Source organism: Haloarcula marismortui ATCC 43049 (assembly GCF_000011085.1).
In the GTDB taxonomy this organism is placed as follows: Archaea; Halobacteriota; Halobacteria; order Halobacteriales; family Haloarculaceae; genus Haloarcula; species Haloarcula marismortui.
The window spans coordinates 2219915-2241665 of the sequence record NC_006396.1; the positions used below are offsets into that span (position 1 = coordinate 2219915).

A 21751-nucleotide genomic window follows, 5' to 3' on the forward strand; every position below is an offset into this window, starting at 1 on the left:
CGACTGAAACGAAAACAGACTCAGTACAGCGGGTCCGGACCCGGCGGCATCGCTCGCTTGTGGGCGCTCGATTCGTACATCTCACGGACAGTCTCAACGACATCGAGCGGGACGCCGAGCTGGTCGGCTGTCCCGGCTGCCGGAACACCGCCATCGATGTGCAGGGCGAGAATGGAGTCGAGCGTGTCGTAGTCCATCCCCATCTCGTCGGCGTCGGTCTGGCCGGCCCACATCTCGGCGCTGGCGGTCTTTTCGGCGAGGTCGTCGGGGACGCCGACGTGTTTCGCCAGCTGTCGGACCTGTTGCTTGTACAGCGCCGCGATGGGGTGGCAGTCGACCGCACCGTCACCGTATTTCGTGTAGTAGCCGACCAGTGCCTCACTGCGGTTTCCGGTCCCAAGGACCAGCGCCTGTTCGTGGTTGCCGACGAGATAGTTTAGCACCGCCCGACAGCGAACACGGAGATTGCCGACGGCGAGCTGGTCGCCCTCGGCGTCGGGGTATGCATCGAGGAACGTGTCGACCAGCGGATTGATCTCGATAACGTCGTACTCGATGCCGAGCAGGTCGTTAGCCACCCGCTCGGCGTCGCTCATGTTGTCAGCCCGGTTGACCTCGCTGGGCATTACGAGCCCGTGAACGGCGTCACGGCCAAGCGCTTCGACGGCCAGATGCGAGACGAGCGTGCTGTCGATGCCGCCCGAGAGCCCCATCACCACGGTGTCGACACCGGCGGCGTCGACCTGTGCCTCGATGAACGAGGTGATATGGTCGCGGTGCGCCTCCAACTCAGCCTCGGAGAACGTCAGGTTCAGCGGCTCATCGGCACGGACAATGGATTCGGCCGTTGCCATGTCTTCTAGTTGGACGGACGGAACTAATACCCATCTATCGACCTGATATTTTCGGACACGCGTCCAGTCAAAACGCTACGTTCAAGTGCAGTCGCTGTTGACAGTTCGGTACGGGGTTCGCAGGTCCGACCGACCTGCAGTCTACCACAGCGCGCCGGTGGTGAACGGTTCCGCAGGAACCGCGAGCCTCGGCGCGACTGCAACGAGCGCCGGTGGTCCAGTGGTAGGACATTGCCTTCCCAAGGCAATAGCCCGGGTTCAATTCCCGGCCGGCGCATTTTGCTGCGAGTAATTCGCGAGCAGTAAATGCAGTAGCCGTGAATTGCACCCTATCAGTCGCAGCCCGGAAAGCGAACGCAGTGAGCGACCCGGAACGTCTGAGTCTGGTTCAATTCCCGGCCGGCACACTCCACTCTGTCGTTTACCGCTATGAGCGACACAACCCGCGGACCGCGGGATACTTGTCGGGGCCGGGCATACCCAGAGCCAACAGATGGACGCGCCGCTGTGGACGGAGACACACGCCCCGGAGTTGTCGGATATCCGCCAGCCGAAGGCCCGCGAGCACCTGCAAGGAGCCATCGAGGAGCCGATGAATCTTCTGGTCCACGGGCCGAAGGGAAGCGGGAAGACGGCCGCTGTCCGGGCCTTTGCCCGGGAGGTCCACGAGAATCCCGACGCGGACTTTACCGAACTCAACATGGCCGACGTGTTCGGCATGACAAAAAAAGAGGTCTCGAACGACCCGCGGTTCGCGTCGTTCATCGACAGCAAGCGACGGCGCGAGTCCTCGAAGGCCGACCTCATCAACCACGTGCTCAAGGAGTCCGCCAGCTACTCGCCGGTGTCGGGCAGCTACAAGACCATTCTGCTGGACAACGCCGAGGGGATGCGCGAAGACTTCCAGCAGGCGCTACGTCGGGTGATGGAGCAGTACTACGAAGCGACGCAGTTCGTCATCGCGACGCGTCAGCCCTCGGCTGTTATCCCGCCGATTCGCTCGCGATGTTTTCCGGTCGTGATGCGCGAGCCGACCCACGAGGAAACGGCGTCGGTACTGGAGGATATCGTCACCGCAGAGGGCGTCGACCACGACGACGACGGCATCGAGTACGTCGCCGGGTACGCGGAAGGGGACCTCCGGACGGCAGTGCTGGCCGCCCAGACCACCGCCGAAGCCGAGGGCGAGGTGACGATGGACGCCGCGTTCGAGACGCTCAACGCCATCGAAGCCGACGACCAGGTCGAGCAGATGGTCGACGCGGCCGAAGACGGGCGTTTTACCGACGCCCGGTCGACACTCGATGACCTGCTCGTCGACGAGGGGTACGGCGCGTCCGACATCCTCGATGACGTGCTAGAAGTGGCCCGGTCGCGCTACTCCGGAGACCGACTGGCCGAGATTCACACGATGGCCGGCGAGACGGATATGGCGCTCGTCGACGCGGCGAACGAGCGGATCCATCTCTCGCACCTCCTCGCACAGCTGGGCGAGCGGTAAGGGACGGCGTCCAGCCGCTATCGCTCTGGAAGTGCTGTACCGGACACAGCTAGCCGCTGCAGCACGTTCCCGTCTCATCACCGAACCGCGGGATAGCGCGGTGACACGGAATCGCGGACGGAGACGGCGTCAACCGCTTCGAAATCCTTTTACGCGCTTCGGCGGGTAGATACGGACAACGAACCATGGATATCGACATCATCGAAGAAGACGAGAATCCCATGTTGCACCGCACGGACGTCCGGTTCGAGGTCGTCCACGACGAAGCCACCCCATCCCGTCTCTCTGTCCGCGACTCTCTTGCGGCCACGCTGAACAAGGACGCCGAGGAAGTCGTCATCCACAAGCTCGACACCAAGTTCGGCATGCGGAAGACGGTCGGCTACGCGAAGGTCTACGACAACCCCGAGTACGCCCGTGACGTCGAGCAGGACCACATGCTCGAACGCAACAAGATCGTCGCCGACGGCGAAGAGGAAGCGGAGGAAGCATAGATGCCACACAACGAGTACTACAACGACGATGGCGAACTCGACCGCGAGACCTGCCCCCGGTGCGGTGACACCGTCCTCGCCGAGCACGAGGACCGCCAGCACTGCGGGAAGTGCGGCTACACCGAGTGGAAGTAAGGCCGCCCGATGCGTATTCTGGGTATCGAAGGTACCGCCTGGGCAGCTAGTGCTTCGGTGTTTGAGACGCCGGACCCGGCCCGGGTAACCGACGACGATCACGTTTTCATCGAAACTGACGCGTACGCGCCAGACAGCGGCGGCATCCACCCGCGCGAGGCCGCCGAGCATATGGGCGAAGCCATCCCGACCGTCGTCGAGACGGCTATCGAACACACACACGGGCGCGCCGGCAGGGACGGAGACGACAGCGCACCGATCGACGCCGTCGCCTTTGCCCGCGGTCCGGGGCTGGGACCCTGCTTGCGAATCGTCGCCACGGCCGCCCGGGCGGTCGCCCAGCGGTTCGACGTGCCGCTGGTCGGCGTGAACCACATGGTCGCCCACCTCGAAGTGGGCCGCCACCGCTCGGGCTTCGATTCGCCGGTGTGCCTCAACGCCTCCGGCGCGAACGCCCACATTCTGGGCTACCGGAACGGCCGGTATCGCGTGCTGGGCGAGACGATGGACACCGGCGTCGGCAACGCCATCGACAAGTTCACGCGCCACATCGGCTGGTCCCATCCCGGCGGGCCGAAGGTCGAACAGCACGCCCGGGACGGCGAGTACCACGAACTGCCCTACGTCGTCAAGGGGATGGACTTCTCCTTTTCGGGCATCATGAGCGCCGCCAAGCAGGCAGTCGACGACGGCGTCCCGGTCGAGAACGTCTGCCGCGGGATGGAGGAAACCATCTTCGCGATGCTGACGGAAGTCTCCGAGCGGGCGCTGTCGCTGACCGGGGCCGACGAACTGGTGCTTGGCGGCGGCGTCGGCCAGAACGCCCGTCTCCAGCGGATGCTCGGTGAGATGTGTGAGCAACGCGAGGCAGAATTCTACGCTCCGGAAAACCGCTTCCTGCGGGACAACGCCGGGATGATAGCGATGCTCGGCGCGAAGATGTACGCGGCTGGCGACACCATCGCCATCGAGGACTCCCGCATCGATTCGAACTTCCGGCCCGACGAAGTGGCCGTCACCTGGCGGGGACCCGAGGAGTCGGTGGACAGCTACCGGATGGGAGGCGACGAAGTTCAGGGCGCAGAGGCGACCGTCCACTTCGATGGGGACCGGGTGATCAAGGTGCGCGTGCCGCGGAGCTACCGCCACCCGACGCTGGACGAGCGTCTCAGGACTGAGCGGACCCGGCAGGAAGCCCGGCTCACCAGCGAGGCGCGCCGCAACGGCGTCCCGACGCCGCTGGTCCGAGATGTCGACCCACAGGAGTCGCGCATTGTCTTCCAGCGCGTGGGCGACACAGACCTCCGCGAGGGGCTGTCCGAGGGGCGGGTCGCGGACGTTGGCCGCTGGCTCGCTCGCATCCACGACGCCGGCTTCGTGCACGGCGACCCGACGACCCGGAACGTCCGGGTGGGTGGCCGTGACGAGCAGGCGGACCGGACCACCCTCATCGACTTCGGACTCGGCTACTACACGCAGGAGGCCGAGGACCACGCGATGGACCTTCACGTCCTCGCCCAGTCGCTCGCCGGGACCGCGGACGACCCCGAGACGCTGCTGTCGGCCGCCGAGGACGCCTACCGGACCGAGAGCGACCACGCCGACGCGGTGTTCGCTAGCCTCGACGACATCGAGGGCCGGGGTCGGTATCAGTAGGATAGGAACCAAGGGCGGTGCTGAGTTGCGGTCGGCGGAGCAAGCATACCGCGGCCGAAGGCCGCGGTTTCACGCGAATCGCGGAGCGATTCGCGCCTTTTTCGCCCACGTTTTTCGAGGAGGGTTCCCGCAGCGGCGCTTCGCGCCGCGAGGAAACCCGACGACGAAAAAGGTGGTGGACAAATGGTTTAACCTCGGCCCGAATAGAACGCAGTATGGCAGAAAAACCCCAGTCGGGAACGTTGTTCGGCGTGCCGTACAACTTTGAACGACCGAGTCTTAAGCGGTTGGTGTCGTCCTATTGGAAGCCAGGCGATGATATGCTGGTGGAGAAGCCGTTCGGGATCGGTTACACCCTGAACCTGGCGAACTGGCGCTCGTGGGTCGTGCTGGCGGTCGCTGGCGTGATGCTGTATCTCGAACGCGGCGGCAGCAGCGAGGAGTTCGAGTCCGAGAATGAGGACGAACCGGTCGAAGTCGTCGTCGACTGAGACGGGGTGTAGCGAGGGACCGGTACGTGCCTGGCACGGCCGGAAATAATCTACAGCAGTCCGCCTGCGCGGAGTTTCGACGGCTCTTTTATCGCCGGTCGCTGTGTGCCGGTATGCTCAATTTTGTCACAACCAATCCCGGGAAAGTCCGGGAGGCGACCGAGTATCTCGACGACGACGTCCAGCAGTTCGACTTCGACTACCCGGAGGTGCAAGCCGACGACCTGCGAACGGTCGCGGCCAAGGGAGCGCGAGCAGCCTACCGCGCGGCTGACGGGCCGGTCATCGTCGACGATGCGGGGCTGTTCATCGACGCCTTCGATGGGTTCCCCGGCCCGTACTCCTCGTACGTCGAGGACACTGTCGGCGTGGAACGCGTCTGGCGCATGACCGAACCGGAGGACGACCGCGGTGCAGCGTTCAAAACGGTCATCGCCTACTGTGACGGCGAGGGCTTCGAAGCGACGCCGGACCCGGGCGGTATCGACCGCGAGGACCGGCGTGGACAGGACCTGTCGGCTGACGACCGCGGCACGGCGACGACGGACGAGCAGGTCCACGACGGAAGCGCGGCCCAGAGCAGCGAGACAGTCCCGGTCAAACTGTTCGAGGGGCGCGTGAACGGCGAAATCGTCGCCCCGCGCGGCGAGGGAGGGTTCGGCTTCGACCCCATCTTCGAGCACGACGGAACGACGTTCGCGGAGATGAGCACCGAGCAGAAGAACGCGATCTCCCACCGCGGCCGGGCGTTAGCGAAGTTCGCGGAGTGGTACGGTGAGCGGTAGCGAACCGTCCGTCGAGGGATGGGACCCATCCCTCGGAAGTTCCAGCGGCGAGGGACCGACGGCGCTGGAACCCGAAGCGACAACGGTCGCGGAGTGGTACGGTGAGCGGTAGCGACGTACCGGTCGTCGGGACCGGTGGCACCGCCTTGATAACCGGTGCGTCGGCGGGCATCGGTAGAGCGCTGGCACAGGAGTTCGCCGCACGCGGGCACGACGTGGTGCTGGTCGCCCGAAGCAAGGGGAAGCTGGAGCGGCTGGCCGAGGACCTCGAAACGAGGGGAGTCACGGCGACCTCTGTCGTGATGGACCTCGACCGCCCGGCGGCCGCTGAAGAGCTGTACGAGGAGGTGACCGAGCGCGGTCTGGACATCGACGTGCTCGTCAACAACGTCGGTGTGGGGACCTACGGCCAGTTCGCCGAAAGCGACCTCGACGCGGAGCGAACGCAGTTGCGCCTGAACGTCATGCTCCCGGTCGAACTGACCCGGCTGTTCATTGACGAGTTCGACGATGGCGGCGCGGTTATCAACATGGGTTCAGTCGCCGGGTTCCAGCCGGGGCCGAACCTCGCTGGCTACTACGCGAGCAAAGCGTACATCAACAGCTTCAGCGAAGCACTGGCTGAGGAATTACGGAAGACATCGGTCGACGTGACGGTGGTCTGTCCCGGCCCGGTCGACACGGAGTTTCAGGAACGAGCGGGAATGACGGACTCGACGGTCGGGTCGGTCGCCACGAACACACCCGATGCGGTCGCATCAGCGGCCTACGAGGGGGCCGCCGCTGGCGAGACTATCGTTATCCCGCGCCGGTCGATGCGGCTTATCGACCGATTGGTGAGGGTGACACCGCGCTGGGCCGTCCGGCGCGTTGCAGCGCTGGTCAATCAGGACCGGTAGAGAATCAGTTCCGAGACTGTCATTGGTTTCGCCGCCCATATCCACTCATGTCGATTTTTCATTGACTGATTCCTTTTCAATATCCGAGAATTGGACTCGAACCTTATTAAACACTGTAAGAAAAAGGTGCGTATGCTCACAGACCCCATCAGAAAATACAAAGCGGTGATACGTGGATCGCTTGATGTTTTTGGCGTCTCCGGTTCGGTCGAACGGAAGGTGCTCGCAGCCGTCGGTCTGCAGTTTGGCGCTTCGGTCGCGCTGGCAGTTGTCTCGCTTGTTGCCACCGGGACGGTCCGGTTCGTCGTCACTGGCGTGTTGCTCGCTGGCGCTATTGTCGCGTTCGCCAACACGGTGTTCATCACCCGCGAAGACTTCGTCGAACCCGTCACAGCGATGGCCGCGGGTGCGGACCACATCGCGTCCGGCGAACTCGATGTCGAACTGCCCGAGAGCGAGCGCGACGACGAGGTCGCCGAACTGCTCTCGTCGTTTCGGTCGATGCAGTCCTATCTGCTGACAGTGTCTCGGCAGGCCGACGCACTCTCTCGGCAGGAGTTCGACGCCGATGTTCTCGATGAGGACGTGCCTGGGACGTTCGGACAGTCACTGGAGCAGATGGCCGCCAGTATGGACGAGTACACCACCGAACTCCAGACGATGACCAGCGACCTCGAACGGCGCTCGCAGGCACTCAACGACCTTGTTGTCGCCTTCGGTGACGCTGCCGAACAGGCGAAAGACGGGGACCTGACAGCCACTATCGACGAGGAGTTCGCGGCCGACGACGAGCAGTTTGACGCCGTCGTCGAGAACTACAACGACCTCGTGACGACGCTGGGAGAGACGGTCGCAACCGTCGCCGCGTTCGCAGAGGACGTCGACGAGACGAGCGACCACGTCACCCGAAGCGTCACGGAGATCAACGACGCGAGTGACGAGATCTCCCGGTCGATTCAGGAGATTTCGGCTGGAGCCAGTCAGCAGGCGTCGCGCCACGACGACGTCGCGTCCGAGATGAACACGCTATCTGCCACCGTCGAAGAGATCGCCGCGACCGCCGAAAACGCGGCCGACACCGCCGAGAAGGCGACACGGCGAGGCCGAGAGGGGCGTGCGGACGCCGAGCAGGCGATCGACGAACTCGACGAGATGGAGGCTCGTATCGACGATATCGCCGTTGCGGTCGAGAGTCTGGTCGACCAGATCAGCGAAATCGACGACATCGTGGAGGTCATCACGGACATCGCCGAGCAGACCAACATGCTCGCACTGAACGCCTCGATCGAGGCGGCCCGTGCGGACGGAAGCGGCGACGGATTCGCTGTCGTTGCCGACGAGGTGAAGACACTCGCAGAGGAGACCCACGATGCCGCGACGGATGTGTCGGACCGCATCGAAGCGGTCCAGCACGAGGCCAGCGAAACCGTCAGCAACGTGGAAGCGACAAACCAGCAGGTGACAGACAGTGCCGCGACTATCGAGTCTGCGCTCCGAGACTTCGAGGATATCGTCGACGTGCTCGGCGAGGTAAACGCCTCGATTCAGGAGATATCGGGTGCCACCGCCGAGCAGGCAGAGACCACGCAGGAGGTCGTCGATATGGTCGACGAGGTCGCGGCGGTGAGCGAACAGACCAACGAGGAGTCCGAGGCTGTCGCCGCTGCCACCGAGGAGCAAACAGCGACGATTACCGAAGTGACCACCGAAGTACAGGAGATGGCGGCCCAGACCGATGACCTGCGTGAGGTGCTTGCGGCGTTCGATATCGCCGAGGGCGCTGGACCATCGAAGACAGTCTCGACAGCCACGGTAACGACGGCTGACGACTAAGCAGGGCTACTCGCTACGCGCGTGGATCCCGGTCTGGACCGGGATACTCGCCGTTCTCGACAACGGGGTACAGTGATTCTGGGTCGAACAGGCGAGCGAAAGCGTCCGGCGGTCTGACACTCAGCGACATATGACGGTTGAGCGACGCGCTGGTCTGTGCGCTACGCAGGTCGTCCGCATAGGAAAGCAAGTGCTGTGCGCCACCCCGGTAGGCCGAGGCCAGCGCGGGATGGTCGCCGGCAGGGTGATCTACGATGTCACAGTCGGGCTCAATTCGCGCCCGCCAGTCAGCCGCCAGGGTGTCGTTGGCGAGGTCGGCGATGACGGCGCTGGCATCGTCTAACAGGTGGTCACTCGCAACAAGCGTGACCCATGAGTGCCGACGGAGATGGTCGATGGCAGCACGTGCATCGCTGTCTGGTCCACACAGCAGGTCGGCAGCGAGGACGTCGGCATCAGCGACGACACGCGCCGGCGACGGCTCACGCATCGCTGTCGTCCTCCACCCGATGTTCGTCGAGCGCTGCACAGACAGCGTCGACCGTAGTCTGGTGGTCCGCCGCACGTTCAAACAGCGTCGCCCAAGTCATAGGGGGAGTCAGTGGCTGAACGGGCAAAAAGCCGTGCCGTCTGTCATCCGTCTGTCGCCTGTCTGACGGGCATTTATCCCTACCGGTAGCATTCCACCCGGTACGGGCGCGCTTCCACGGCCCCAGTGGATGTCGGTGACACTGCGTGCCATCCTATCCTCCCCAGGCGCGCCCGGACACCGCGATCCTCCCTTTCATATTCTACTCCCCCCGGCTTTCGTCAAAGACAGCTGGTACCGTCAGTCTGAGAGAAACTGCGACAGAGCGGGCCGGACTTCCAGAGTCTCAGGCGGACGCGTCGCCCCGGAGCGTCGCTCGAATGTCGTCCAGCCCGCCGGGATCAGCCATGATCGCGACACTGTCGCCGGGTTCGATTTTAGTCTGTGGGAGCGGAATCGTCATCGGTTCGTGGTCCGTCCCGTGTGCGTAGATGTGAGCATCGCCGGGAAGGTCCACCTCGACGACCCGCTTTCCGACGAACGGCGAGTCGTCGGGAATGCGGATACTCGCGACCGAAAGCTGTTCGGTCAGGTCGGCGAGGACGTTGAAGTCACCGCCCAGTAGTGCCGTCTTCGCACCAGCCGCGCCCAGTCGCTCGGGGTAGATTATCTCATCCACGTCAGCGGCGTACTTCTCGTAGATCTCCTCGCGGTAGTCGGCATCAATCCGCAGGACCGTCCGACAGCCGAACTCTTTGCCGATCATGCAGGCGGTGAAGTTCGTGTTCAGGTCGCCCGTGAGACCGCCGATAGCGTCCGCACTTTCGATACCGGCATCGACGAGGACGCTTTCCTCGTTGCCGTCACCCTGGATCGTCTCGAACCCGGTTTCCGTGGCCCGTTCGACCTTCACAGGGTCGTTGTCGACGATAACGACTTCGTGCCCCTCGCTCTGTAGAATCCGTGCGGTCCGGATGCCGACGCGGCCATAGCCAACGATAACGAACTTCATGGACTACGGTACGACGGCCACCATTAAAAATGTGAACGGGTGACAGGGTGGCGCGGGTTAGCCTTCTGTCGTCGCGTTTTCTTCGGTCGCGTTGTCCGTTTCGTCAGTCTCGTTTTCGGTCGGCTCTTCGGTTTCGTCCGCTGGTGGTTCGTCAGTCTCGTCCGCTGGTGGTTCGTCAGTCTCGTCCGCTGGCGGCTCCTCTGTTTCGTCCGCTGGTGGTTCGTCAGTCTCGTTCACTGGCGGCTCCTCAATCTCGTTCGCTGGCGGCTCCTCAGTCTCGTTCGCTGGCGGCTCCTCAGTCTCGTCCGCTGGCGGCTCCTCGGTTTCGTCCGCTGGTGGCTCCTCAGTCTCGTTCGCTGGCGGCTCTTCGGTCTCGTCCGCTGGCGGTTCGTCAGTCTCGTTCACTGGCGGCTCCTCGGTTTCGTTTGCGGGTGGCTCTTCGGTCTCGTTCGCTGGTGGTTCTTCAGTCTCGTTCGCGGGTGGCTCCTCAGTTTCGTTCGCCGGCGGTTCTTCGGTCTCGTCCGCTGGCGGCTCCTCGGTCTCGTTTTCGGTCGGCTCTTCAGGCGCGTCGATAGCAGACTCGATGGTGATCTCGGCGAACGCACCGTCGTCGCGCGTGAAGACGCTGTGGGTGTACGTATCCGGCTCGATATCAGTTGTGTCGACGGTGAACGTCACGTCCGTAGATTCGTTCGCGTCGAGGGTCACGGACTCGGAGGCGAGCGGCTGGCCGCCAAGTCGGAACTCGACGGTTTGTGTCGTGTTGAAGTCGTTTGGGTTGGCGACGGTTGCGTCAGCGGTGACGTTATCGCCGGCGGTGGCGTTTGTCGGCGCGTCAAGTGTCTCCAGCGTAAACGAGTCGGAGACGGTAACAGGGGCGACCTGCCCGTCGTCGCTGGTGAAGACACCGTGGCGGTAGTCACCGGGTTCGATGTCTGTCGTGTCCGCGGAGAACTGGACAGTCGTGCTCTCGTTAGGCGCAAGCGTGACCAGCGTCCGGTCGACGACAGCCCCGTCGAACCGGAACGCCACGGATTCAGTCACCGAGGCGTTCTCGTTGTTCGTGACCGTCGCGGCCACATCAGCAGTCGAGTTCGGGGCGACGCTCTGCGGTGCGGTCAGAGAGTCGACAGCGACCCCTGTGTTCCCAGATTGTTCTAACGGCGATTCCTGTTGCGCTGTCACGCCCGGTACAGCCCCAACCTGTGCGGTGAGGCCGCCGACGACGAGCAACGCAGCGAAAACGACAAGTGTGCGAGTGCGTATCATGATTCGGTTCTGCGGTGATCGGAAGGCAATGCGAACGTTGCAACGAATGAGTAACAGATAAACTGGCGAGACAGTTCAACAGAACATAATAACCTGCTAAGCCGTTCCCTTGTTACATCCGGGTCGGTAACGTAAGGATGGTCGACACTTACCCAGTGGTAAATTGTTTTGCTGGTGATTAAACCCTCGGCAGAGAAGGGCACTAGACGGCCAGAGACGGCGGAAAGCAGCCGTTATTGCGATCAGTACGAATAGCTATCTCACCGCTGGACACACAAACACCCGTCCCAGCGACCCGACCGCACCAGACGATGAGTGCTACCATACCCGTAGCGCCGTCCTTTCGACACCGGTTTACCCGTCGACAGTAGAGGATGCGATGACCATGCGCGTGACGTTTCTCGGGACGAGTGGGGCCGTGCCGACGACCCAGCGCAACACGAGCAGCATCTTCGTCAACCGCGACGGCGACTACCTCCTCTTCGATTGCGGCGAGGGCACACAGCGACAGATGATGCGCTACGGCACTGGCTTCGCTATCGACCACCTGTTCGTCACGCATCTCCACGGCGACCACGTCCTCGGGATTCCGGGGCTGCTCCAGACGTGGGATTTCAACGAACGGGAGCGCGCCATCGCCATCCACACGCCGGCGGGCACACGCGGGAATATCAAACAGCTCATCCAGGCCAACGGGACGACCCCCTCGTTTCCCGTCCGCATCAACGAAGTGTCGGCCGGCGACGTAGTCCTCGACCGGTCGGAGTACGAGATTCGGGCAATCGAGACAGCCCACCGCTGTGCTAGCGTCGGATACGTCCTCGATGAGGACGACCGGAAGGGGAAGTTCGACCGGGAGAAAGCCGAAGAGGAGTTCGGTATCCCGCCAGGGCCGAAGTACTCCAAGCTCCACCGCGGTGAGGCCGTCGAACACGAGGGTGAGACTATCCAGCCGGAGGCCGTCGTCGGTCCAGCTCGTCCCGGCCGGCGATTCGTCTACACCGGCGACACGCTGCCGACAGAGAGCGTCATCGAAGCGAGCGAGGACGCAGACCTCCTCGTCCACGACGCTACCTTCGCCGAGGACCGGAAAGAGCGAGCGAAGGCGACGGCGCACTCAACCGCCCGGGAAGCCGCCGACGTGGCGCGGCAGGCCGGCGCGTCGACGCTGGCACTGACCCATATTTCGACCCGCTACGCCGCGAGCGCCGACGAGCTAGTCGACGAAGCCCGAGACGCGTTCGACGGCGAGGTCGTGCTCGCCGAAGACGGGATGGAGCGCCGTGTCGAGTTCCCGGACGCAGACGAGTACTGATGAGATAGTGCAGCATTTATTCCTCGAAGCGATAACGAAGCCATGACACACAGATTAGTCCACGTCGGTCTGGGGGGCCAGGGGTCCACCTGGGCGACAGACGCGATTCCGCCAAACGTTCACGACGACCGAATCGAGGTCGTCGCCGCGGTCGACACCGACCCGGAACGACACGAGCTGGCAGAGCAAGAACTCGGACTGTCGCCCGAGGAGTGCTACACCGACCTCGAAACCGCGCTCTCGGAGCGGCCGGCCGACATCTGTTCTATCGTGACACCGCCGTCGACCCACGAGGCCGTGGTGGAGACGGCACTCGCCCACGACCTGCATATCATCTCGGAGAAGCCGATTGCCGACACGCTGGAGGCGTCGGTCCGCGTGGCCGAGAAGGTCGAGGAGGCCGGCAAGAAGATGGGCGTCACCATGAGCCACCGGTTCGACCGGGACAAGACGACGTTCCGCCGGGCCGTTGAGGAAGCCGGCGACATCGATTATCTGACGGCCCGGTACACGGGCAACGTCCGCGAACGCGGCTTCTACGCCGACTACGTCTACGAGATGGACAACATGCTCCTGCTCGACGGCGCAATCCACCACCTCGACATCCTCGCGTCGCTGGCCGATTCACCCTGCGAGCGGGTGTACGCCGAGACGTGGACGCCCGAGGAGGCCGACTACGACGGAGACTGCAGCGGCCTCGTGACGCTGCATTTCGCCGACGGGACCCGTGCACAGTACGAGGGCAGTTACGCCAACGCGACGACGCTGAACGGCTGGGGCCACGAGCAGTTCCGCGCCGAGTGCTCGGACCAGACGGTCCTCCTCGACCGCCGCGATGTCGAGCGGTTCCACGCCGACGCGTACGACACCGGGAACTTCGAGAGCATCGGCAAGGGCGACGGCGAGGCGGTGCCGCTGGCCGAACGGCCCCACTGGAAGAACGCCTGGCTCATCGAGCAGTTCTGTGACTGGGTCGATGGCGGCGAGCCGATGCCGACGAACGTCGACAGCGTCCTCCAGTCGATGGCTATCGTCTTCGCCGCCATCGAGAGCAGCGCGACCGGCGAGGCCGTCGACGTGCAGGCGCTGCTCGACGACGCCCGCTCAAGCGCCTGAGACGCCCGTCCACCGGCGCTCTTAGGCCGAGTCGCCCCTGAAGATGTCGCCACGGGGTTCGTACTCCATCTCTTCACAGACAGCGGCGGCCACGTCCGCGCCCCACTCGCGTTCGACGAGGTGGACAGCGAGGTCCAGCCCGGACGTGACGCCGCCACAGGTCAGAACGTCGTCGTCGTCGACGACCCGGGCGTCGACAACCGTCGCGTCGGTCGCCCGCAGGTCCTCGATTGCGCCGCCATGTGTCACCGCTGGCCGGCCATCGAGCAGGCCGGCCCGGGAGAGGACCATCCCGCCGGTACAGACGCCGGCAACAGTCGCGCCGCGGTCGTGTGCCGCCGCGACGGCGTCGGGCAGGTCGCCGCGTTCGGTCTCCGTCCAGACGCCGGCCTCACTTCGGTCGTTCCACCCGCCGCCGGCCACGACGAGCAGGTCCGGGGCCACGTCGGCGAGCGGCCCGTCAGGTTCGATTCGGAGCCCATGGCTCGCAGTGACGATGTCACTCTCTCGGGCTGAACGGAGCGTCACATCCCACGACGCGCCAAAGCGCGCCGCGTTCTCGAACACCTCGTAGGGGCCGATGGCATCCAGTTCGTCGAATCCGTCGAAGCAGGCGATTGCAACAGTGTCCATGCCCTCGATACGGCTGACGGCGAGAAATAGCCCGGTGGCTTCAAGCGACTCGGTACCATCCGACAGGCATCCGGAGTGTTCTTTGGGAGCGACGCCGAGCGAGTAGGTATGTCCCACCCGTTCCACATTGTCGACGTGTTCGCACAGGAGCGATACGCCGGGAACCAGCTCGCCGTCGTGACCGATGCCGGCGACCTCCACAAGGACGAAATGCAGGCCATCGCCGCCGAGATGGACTACTCCGAAACGACGTTTGTTACCGGCGAGCCGACCGACGGTGCGTGGCCGGTCCGCATCTTCACTCCGGCGGCCGAGATACCCTTCGCTGGCCACCCGACGCTCGGGACGGCCCAGGTCATCCGGGATCATCTGGCCGACGGAAATCCCGAAACGGTGACGCTGGACTTGCCTGTCGGCGAGGTCCCGGTCGAAGTGCGAGAGCGCGACGGCCGCGAGACCCTGTGGATGACACAGCAGGCCCCCGAGTTCGGCGAGCAGTTGGCCCACGAGGACCTCGCCGCCGTTCTCGGCCTGCCGGCTGACCGACTGGACCACGACTGGCCGGTCGAAATCGTCTCCACGGGGCTGGCGACGATTGTCGTCCCGGTGGCCGACCGCGACGCGCTGGGAGCCATCGACCTGGACCGCGACGCCTACGACGCCGTGACCGGCGACCGCGACGCAAAGAACGTTCTGGCGGTCTGCCGAGAGCCGCGGAGCGACGACAACGACCTCGCTGTCCGCGTGTTCGCACCGTTCTACAACGTACTGGAGGACCCCGCGACTGGCTCCTCGAACGGCTGTCTGGCCGCGTATCTCGCCCGACACGAGATGCTCGGCAGCCCTGCCGTCGAGGCCCGTGTCGAGCAGGGCTACGAGATGGGGCGACCGTCGCTGTTGCATCTCTCGACTGACGGCAGCGGCGAGGATATCAGCGTCCGAGTCGGCGGCAGCGTCGTCGCCGTCGCTCGTGGCGACCTGCTCTAAGTGGCCGTGACAGCCGGGTTTCCGGCACACTCATTTCGCCCCGTCCACAACGCCGCGGCATGGACCTCGCACACACCGCTATCTGCGTCTCAGACCTCGACCGGGCAATGGAGTTCTACGATGCACTGGGCTTCGAGGAGACGAATCGGTTCACGCTAGACGGCGTGGAGAACGTCTATCTCGGCCGGGACGGCGACGGAGACTTGCAACTGCGCCACGACCCCGACCGAACCACCCCGGTCGCGCCGAACCGCGCCGACGTGGACCACATCGCGTTCACCGTCGACGATGTTGCGGAAACCTTCGAGACGGCCATCGACGCCGGCGCTGCGCCGGTGCTCGAACCGACTGAAGTCGACGCCGCCGACGCTTTCGCCGCCTTCGTCGAGGACCCCGAGGGGTACACGCTGGAGTTCTACCACTGGCTCTGAGTAGCGGCGTCCGTACGAACGAGCGGGTGATAGTCACCCGAACAGCGAGCGAGCGCGACTGCGCCACAGCGTTGCCGCCCGGACGGCGACGAGTCGAGCCGATGTGGACACGGCAACGAGGAAGCCGCCGAAACCGACGAGACACGTCACGGCGGCCACGCTGGCAACGACAATCGGGGAGAGGCCGGCACGCGAAAGCCCCGCAACGGCGCCGGTCGTGAGTACAAACGAGACGCCGAGGCCGACGGTGAGGGCTGTTGCTACCTTGGGTTCGATCGGAATCCGTCCAAAGACAGACCGGGAGTAGTAAAGGACGTACCCGAAGATGACTAAATTCATCACGGCGTATCCGGCGGCCCCGGCGACGGCTCCGAACTCCGCACCGAATATCGCTGGGACTGGAACGCTGAACACTAGTCCGTAAAGCTTCGTGCGGAAGCTCACGCTCGGTTTCCCGACACCCTCGATGGCGTGTGAGGTGAGCGTCCAGAAGCCGCGGAGAATGTTCACGCCCCCGACAAGCAAAACTGTCGCCGAGAAGACGGTCTCCGAACCGGCGAAGGCGATTCGCGCAACCACATCGTGGGCGGCCAGCAAGTAGCCGAAAACGACGAAAGTGACACCCGTGCCGCCGGTGACCGCGCCGTCGAGATAGGCGAGGTGCGTGTCGCCAACAGAGGAGTCCCCGCTGACCTTCGTAAGCAGCGGGGAGGAGAGATGCCAGGAAATCGTCGCACCGAAGTCAGCAAACCGGTCGGCGGCCTCGTAGATACCGACGGCCGCCGGGGTCGCGACGACACCCAGCACGTACACCGGCATGTTGTACGACAGGCGGTCGAAAATCTGGTCCGGGATGCTCCACTTGGCGAAGTCCCAGGCGCGCTCGACAGCGTGTCGGTCCGGTAGGGTCGGGACGACACCCAGCGCGACAGCGACAGGACCGAGCACCGCCAGCCGAACTCCGGCGACGACAAGCAGCAAGTCCACAGCCGTCGCCAGTGTCGGGGCCAGCGCCAGCAGGATGATGAGCTGGATAGCGCTCTGCGTACTGGTGAGCCATGTCTCCACGCTCGGGTAGCCGATGGCACCGACCAGGCTCGACACAATCATCGACAGCGCGACCGAAACCGCAAACAGGCCGATGGGGGCGAGCAGCCCCGGCGAAACCACCGTATTTCGGACGATTACGCCGGCCAGTGCGGCCACGATTACACCGACGATGAGGAGATATCCGAGGGCAAACAGCGCGGCGAGGCCGAGATACGGGCCGACGAGTTCGCCCCGTTCGCTGCCGACCTTCTTCAGCGCCTGGCTGATACCCCGAATCGGACGCAGGACCAGCGAGACAGAGAGGGCGATAAAAAAATACGTCCCGGTCGCTGCAGGCGACGTGACGAACGCGTAGACGATGCCGCTGAGAACGAACAGCGTCGTTGATACCAGTGCCCCACTGGTTGTCCGAATCGAGGAATCCAGCAGGTCTATCTCGTCACCGTCGCGCTGTTCGACCATCGAGCAAGTATCAGTACTGGGGGCGGGAAAACGGTGCGGTGGTTCGATGGCGAGAGACACACCAATGTGCCAGAAGCGGGCGCTCCTCACTCGCAGTCAGTCGCAGAAAACGCCCGCTCACGGCTCACTTCGTTCGAACCTCGCTACGCCAGAACTGGGATTTGAACCCAGAATCCCAAATGGGAACACGCTTTCCAGGCGTGCGCCTTACCAGATTCGGCCATTCTGGCACGTACTTCGAGAGTGTGAGGGCGGGCGATTAAGGGCTTTCGTTTCCGAACAGCCGCGGTTGCATGCGGTATGAGGTGAGCGTCGCCCCAACACCGACAGCTACGGCGACACCAGCTTTGGCCGGTATCGACACCGGTACCCCGGCCAGCAGTTCGTAGCCCTGAATCAGAACCAGAAACGCGAGGCCCCCGACGACGCCCCACAGGAGACTGGCCTTCGTTCGCGGGTCCATCAGCGCCCTCCGCTCCGTGCTGTTGTGTCGGCAGGTACTGTACGTGCAGGCCATCCCATACACGAAACGGTGGTCGCTGTGGCTAAAACATCGCCGGAATCAGAGCAGGAACGTGACGAGCGCCAGCACGAGGAAGATGACGATGAGGAACTTCGCGACGCGGAAGCTCAGCCCGGCGATGCCACGGAACCCGGCAATCCCAGCGACGACGGCGAGAATCACCAAGACGACCGCGTAGTACAACAGCCCGCCACCGGACTGCAGCGGCACGGTCACAGTCGATGGCGCAGCGAACGGGAGCGCTACCATCCATACCACCGGTTACGGGGATGTCGGGAAAGCTGGAGCGCAGTACTAGTGTGCAGCGATGCCAGTGATGACATACACACCTGTTCTGGCCGTTGCAGCGCCAGTGTTGTGCTTGCGAGGGCGGGGCAGTGTGTAGTGGAACCGGTCGGAAGCGGTCCCGCTGGGTCACTATGGCGCGGGAACTGATACGTCAGGTTCTATTGGCCCAACAGAGCTTTCATATGCAGGCCATCTGGTGCATCGAGCGGAACAGTCAGACGAGCACGTCGACCTCATACCCCTCGTCGGTGAGCGCGTCGATGAGTTCGGCGACGTGGTCGTGGCCGCGGGTCTCCAGGTCCAGTTCGACCTCGGCCGAACTCATCGCCACGTCGCGACTGGTCCGGTCGTGCTCGATGCCGTAGATGTTGACCTGCTCGCGTGACAGGACCTCGACGAGCTCTTCCAGCGCGCCGGGCCGGTCCTGAAGGACGGTCCGGATTTTGAGATACCGGCCAGTCTCAACGAGGCCGCGCATGATGACGTTGGTCAGGGTGTTCAGGTCGATGTTCCCGCCACACAGCGCGGGAACGATCGTCTCGTCGTCCTCGAAGTCGAACTTCTCTTCCATGACGGCAGCCAGCGCGACGGCACCCGCGCCCTCGGCAAGCGTTTTCGAGCGCTCTAACAGTGTCGTCAGCGCGACTGCGATTTCCGAGTCCGACACCGTCACGACCTCGTCGACGCGGTCGCTGATGACCTCGAACGTCTGCTCGCCGACAGTGCGGGTGGCGATACCGTCGGCGATAGTTTCGACGCTGTCACGCTCGATGCGGTGGCCCTTCTCCAGGGATTCGGCCACGCTGGACGCTCCCTCGGCCTGCACGCCGATGACGCGGATACGTTCGTCCTTGCCTTTGAGCGCCGTGGCGATGCCACTAATAAGTCCGCCGCCGCCGATAGGGACGACGACCGTATCAACGCCGGGGAGGTCCTCGTAGATCTCCAGTCCGATGGTCCCCTGCCCTGCCATCACTTTCTCGTCGTCGAAGGCATGGACGTATGTCCGGCCTTCCTCGCGTTCGAGTTCGTGGGCGTGTTCGGCGGCCGCGTCGTAGTCCCGACCGTGAAGGACCACGTTACCGCCGTAGCTCCGGGTGGCCTTCACTTTCGATACCGGGGCCCGCTCCGGCATCACAATCTTCGAGTCGACGCCGATTCGCGTGGCGGCCAGCGCGACCCCCTGAGCGTGGTTGCCGGCGCTCGCTGTGACGACGCCAGCCTCCCGTTCAGCATCTGAAAGCGACGCGATACGGTTGGTCGCACCCCGTATCTTGAACGACCCCGTACGCTGGAACAGTTCGAGTTTGAGATGGATATCCGCGCCCGTCATCGCCGAAAACGTGTGCGAGTAATCAAGCGGTGTGTGTCTGGCCGTCTCGGAGACGGTGTCCTGTGCCGCGAGGACATCCTCAAATGAGAGCATGGGAGTGGCTATTCACCGGACCATGTTATACTGTGGGCCGACTATGCGGTCGCGACGGCTGGGACAGTCGCAACTACCCGGGTAGTGTCCTGAAACGGAAAGGGGGGAGCGTGTGACTGCACGCGGGAGAACGAACGCGATTGACTTAAATCCCGTCGTAGCGCGGTGAAAGTGAAAGTTCAAGACAGCAGTCGGATACAGTTGCACACCGCTACTGCTCGTCCCATGAGGTGGAGTTCGCTAGCCGGACAGAACTGTTTTACACTCGGTATCCCAGAAAGTAGTAGATGGATACCTGGCTGCGACGGACGCTGCTGTATATCGTCGCGCTTGGCGGCATCATTCTGGGGTATGCGTTCGCATACGACTACGGAATGGCAGTGTTCGAAAACAACCCGCAACCGTTCCTGCGGTCGCTTCGTGTCGTGGTCGAAACGTTCACTACGACCGGGTACGGCTCGGACGCGCCGTGGAGCACCACGGAGATGCGGCTGCTCGTCATCGTGATGGACATCACCGGCGTCGTGCTCATCTTTCTCGCGTTGCCGGTGTTGCTGTTTCCGCTGTTCGAAGAGGCGATGGCGACGAAGGCCCCGAACACCGTCGAAAACGGCCTCAGCGACCACGTCGTCATCTGTCAGTTCTCCCCCCGCGGTGAGACGCTCGTCACCGAACTCGACACCTGGGACGTTGACTACGTCATCGTCGAACCGGACCGGGACCTGGCCAACGACCTCTATGAAGACGGGTACTACGTCATCCACGCCGACCCACAGTCCGTCGATGGACTCGAACGAGCCCATCTGTCATCCGCTCGCGCACTCGTCGCTGACGCCTCCGACCAGGTGAACACCAGCATCATCCTCACCGCCCGCGAGGTCGACGAGTCCGTTCAGACTATCAGCGTCGTCAAGGAGCCCGACCGCGCGAAGTATCACGACCTCGCCGGCGCCGACGCCGTCCTGTCGCCGCGTGGACTGCTCGGTGAGAGCCTCGCGAGCAAGGTCACGACCGGCGTCTCGACGACGCTCGGGGACTCAATAGAAATCGGCGAGGACTTCGACATCGCCGAACTGCCGATCCACCGCGGGAGCGACCTCGTCGGAACGACGCTGGCCGACAGCGGCATCCGCGAGCAGACCGGCGTCAACGTCATCGGCGCGTGGTTCCGCGGCCAGTTCGTGAGTCCACCCGACCCCGACGCTGAACTCGACGGCAGTACGGTCCTACTGGTGTCGGGGACCGAGTCCCAACTGGAGCAGCTCAAGCAGATGACCCTCTCCAGCGTGCGTGGCTTCCGCCGCGGGGAAACGGTTATCATCGGTGCTGGCGAGGTCGGCCAGACGATTACGTCGGCGCTTACGAACGCCGGAGTGCCGCATACGGTGCTCGACCAGGCTGACGAGCCGGGGGTCGACGTTGTCGGCGACGCCACAGATCCCGAAGAGCTACGTCACGCTGGTGTCGGCACAGCCAGGACGGTTATTCTCGCCCTGTCAGCGGACACCGATACCGAGTTCGCGACGCTTGTTATCCGTGATCTCAACCCGGACGTCGAAATCATCGCCCGCGCCGAGGAAAGCGAGAACGTCCAGAAGATGTACCGGGCAGGCGCTGACTACGTCCTCGCGCTGTCGACAGTCAGTGGCCGGATGCTCGCCTCCACAATTCTCGAAGACGAGGACGTTATCTCGATGGACCAGCAAGTCGAAGTCATCCGCGTCGCCGCTAACGGCCTCGGAAATACGACGATCGGCGAGGCCGATGTCCGCTCACGGACGGGCTGTACGGTCGTCGCCATCGAGCGTAACGGCGCTGTCATCACCGACCTCAGTCCTGACGTGACTATTGAACCGACTGATAAGCTCGTCATCGCCGGCACCGACGACGGCGTGACGCGGTTCAAGTCGGTGTTTGGCTAGCCACCTTTTTCGGCCTCGGGTGCGCTTCGCGCACCCCTCGGCGCAAAAACGTGGTCTTGCTGAGCGGAGCAATGCAAGGCTCGAAAGACGAGCCTCGCGAGTCTTTCGGTGGCGAAAAAGGCCGACCGCTCGCTACGCTC

At 63.8% G+C, this 21751-nt stretch carries 23 protein-coding genes and 2 tRNA genes; 15 read left to right on the forward strand and 10 right to left on the reverse strand.

Annotated features, from left to right (window positions below; translation table 11 throughout):
• Positions 1–20 precede the first annotated feature (20 nt).
• A complete protein-coding gene (locus tag RR_RS15115; protein WP_011224256.1) occupies positions 21–854 on the reverse strand; it encodes an NAD+ synthase in 834 nt (277 codons plus the stop codon).
• Between the two features lie 206 nt (positions 855–1060).
• On the opposite strand from RR_RS15115, the gene RR_RS15120 reads away from it, so the two are divergent.
• The 10 genes from RR_RS15120 to RR_RS15160 all read left to right on the forward strand — a co-directional run bounded on the left by RR_RS15120 (position 1061) and on the right by RR_RS15160 (position 8648).
• Positions 1061–1131, forward strand: a tRNA-Gly gene (locus RR_RS15120).
• A 216-nt stretch (positions 1132–1347) separates the two neighbouring features.
• Positions 1348–2355, forward strand: coding sequence for an AAA family ATPase (locus tag RR_RS15125; RefSeq protein ID WP_011224257.1), 1008 nt, complete (start codon positions 1348–1350; stop codon positions 2353–2355).
• A gap of 185 nt (positions 2356–2540) precedes the next feature.
• Entirely contained in the window at positions 2541–2849 is a 309-nt protein-coding gene (locus RR_RS15130) for a 30S ribosomal protein S24e (protein ID WP_004516108.1), read from the forward strand.
• Positions 2850–2984, forward strand: coding sequence for a 30S ribosomal protein S27ae (locus RR_RS15135; protein WP_004516109.1), 135 nt, complete (start codon positions 2850–2852; stop codon positions 2982–2984).
• A 9-nt stretch (positions 2985–2993) separates the two neighbouring features.
• Positions 2994–4640 (forward strand): bifunctional N(6)-L-threonylcarbamoyladenine synthase/serine/threonine protein kinase, encoded by a 1647-nt coding sequence (locus RR_RS15140; RefSeq protein ID WP_011224258.1) that lies wholly within the window; start codon positions 2994–2996, stop codon positions 4638–4640.
• 215 nt (positions 4641–4855) lie between these two features.
• A complete protein-coding gene (locus tag RR_RS15145; RefSeq protein ID WP_007189444.1) occupies positions 4856–5131 on the forward strand; it encodes a DUF5808 domain-containing protein in 276 nt (91 codons plus the stop codon).
• Positions 5132–5244: 113 nt separating this feature from the next.
• The gene (locus RR_RS15150) at positions 5245–5916 is read left to right on the forward strand and encodes a non-canonical purine NTP pyrophosphatase (protein WP_011224259.1); all 672 of its coding nucleotides are present in this window, start codon (positions 5245–5247) and stop codon (positions 5914–5916) included.
• Positions 5906–6028, forward strand: coding sequence for a hypothetical protein (locus RR_RS23015; protein ID WP_269764278.1), 123 nt, complete (start codon positions 5906–5908; stop codon positions 6026–6028). Before RR_RS15150 ends, RR_RS23015 begins: the two co-directional genes overlap by 11 nt.
• Complete coding sequence (locus tag RR_RS15155) at positions 6018–6815, forward strand: SDR family NAD(P)-dependent oxidoreductase (protein WP_049939010.1); 798 nt, start codon at positions 6018–6020, stop codon at positions 6813–6815. Before RR_RS23015 ends, RR_RS15155 begins: the two co-directional genes overlap by 11 nt.
• A gap of 132 nt (positions 6816–6947) precedes the next feature.
• Positions 6948–8648: a methyl-accepting chemotaxis protein gene (locus tag RR_RS15160; protein WP_011224261.1), complete on the forward strand. Its 1701-nt coding sequence runs from the start codon at positions 6948–6950 to the stop codon at positions 8646–8648.
• Positions 8649–8661: 13 nt separating this feature from the next.
• Here RR_RS15160 and RR_RS15165 read toward each other — a convergent pair whose 3' ends face one another.
• The 3 genes from RR_RS15165 to RR_RS15175 form a co-directional block, all read right to left on the reverse strand.
• Positions 8662–9138 (reverse strand): PIN domain-containing protein, encoded by a 477-nt coding sequence (locus tag RR_RS15165; protein ID WP_004959402.1) that lies wholly within the window; start codon positions 9136–9138, stop codon positions 8662–8664.
• 385 nt (positions 9139–9523) lie between these two features.
• The gene (locus tag RR_RS15170) at positions 9524–10189 is read right to left on the reverse strand and encodes a potassium channel family protein (RefSeq protein WP_004959408.1); all 666 of its coding nucleotides are present in this window, start codon (positions 10187–10189) and stop codon (positions 9524–9526) included.
• A gap of 57 nt (positions 10190–10246) precedes the next feature.
• Positions 10247–11458: a hypothetical protein gene (locus RR_RS15175; RefSeq protein ID WP_011224262.1), complete on the reverse strand. Its 1212-nt coding sequence runs from the start codon at positions 11456–11458 to the stop codon at positions 10247–10249.
• A 379-nt stretch (positions 11459–11837) separates the two neighbouring features.
• Between RR_RS15175 and rnz the strand changes: the two genes are divergently transcribed.
• Positions 11838–12773, forward strand: coding sequence for a ribonuclease Z (rnz, locus tag RR_RS15180; protein WP_004959414.1), 936 nt, complete (start codon positions 11838–11840; stop codon positions 12771–12773).
• Positions 12774–12815: 42 nt separating this feature from the next.
• Entirely contained in the window at positions 12816–13889 is a 1074-nt protein-coding gene (locus RR_RS15185; RefSeq protein WP_011224263.1) for a Gfo/Idh/MocA family protein, read from the forward strand.
• 21 nt (positions 13890–13910) lie between these two features.
• On the opposite strand, the gene RR_RS15190 is transcribed toward RR_RS15185, so the two are convergent.
• Positions 13911–14639, reverse strand: coding sequence for a DJ-1/PfpI family protein (locus tag RR_RS15190; protein ID WP_079890996.1), 729 nt, complete (start codon positions 14637–14639; stop codon positions 13911–13913).
• Here RR_RS15190 and RR_RS15195 point away from each other — a divergent pair.
• Together RR_RS15195 and RR_RS15200 are read left to right on the forward strand one after the other, a co-directional pair.
• On the forward strand, positions 14631–15509 hold the full coding sequence (locus tag RR_RS15195; RefSeq protein WP_011224265.1) for a PhzF family phenazine biosynthesis protein: 879 nt from the start codon (positions 14631–14633) through the stop codon (positions 15507–15509). The genes RR_RS15190 and RR_RS15195 overlap by 9 nt on opposite strands.
• A 59-nt stretch (positions 15510–15568) precedes the next feature.
• The gene (locus RR_RS15200; RefSeq protein ID WP_004959424.1) at positions 15569–15940 is read left to right on the forward strand and encodes a VOC family protein; all 372 of its coding nucleotides are present in this window, start codon (positions 15569–15571) and stop codon (positions 15938–15940) included.
• A gap of 33 nt (positions 15941–15973) precedes the next feature.
• Here RR_RS15200 and RR_RS15205 read toward each other — a convergent pair whose 3' ends face one another.
• The 5 genes from RR_RS15205 to ilvA form a co-directional block, all read right to left on the reverse strand.
• A complete protein-coding gene (locus tag RR_RS15205; protein WP_011224266.1) occupies positions 15974–17452 on the reverse strand; it encodes a transporter in 1479 nt (492 codons plus the stop codon).
• Positions 17453–17598: 146 nt separating this feature from the next.
• Positions 17599–17682: transfer RNA gene (locus tag RR_RS15210), tRNA-Ser, on the reverse strand.
• 29 nt (positions 17683–17711) lie between these two features.
• The gene (locus tag RR_RS15215) at positions 17712–17915 is read right to left on the reverse strand and encodes a hypothetical protein (protein ID WP_004959429.1); all 204 of its coding nucleotides are present in this window, start codon (positions 17913–17915) and stop codon (positions 17712–17714) included.
• Positions 17916–18014: 99 nt separating this feature from the next.
• A complete protein-coding gene (locus tag RR_RS15220; protein WP_011224268.1) occupies positions 18015–18224 on the reverse strand; it encodes a DUF1328 family protein in 210 nt (69 codons plus the stop codon).
• Between the two features lie 253 nt (positions 18225–18477).
• The gene (ilvA, locus tag RR_RS15225) at positions 18478–19689 is read right to left on the reverse strand and encodes a threonine ammonia-lyase (protein ID WP_007189455.1); all 1212 of its coding nucleotides are present in this window, start codon (positions 19687–19689) and stop codon (positions 18478–18480) included.
• 287 nt (positions 19690–19976) lie between these two features.
• Here ilvA and RR_RS15230 point away from each other — a divergent pair, with 287 nt between their 5' ends.
• The gene (locus RR_RS15230) at positions 19977–21611 is read left to right on the forward strand and encodes a potassium channel family protein (RefSeq protein WP_011224269.1); all 1635 of its coding nucleotides are present in this window, start codon (positions 19977–19979) and stop codon (positions 21609–21611) included.
• The last annotated feature ends 140 nt before the right edge of the window (positions 21612–21751 follow it).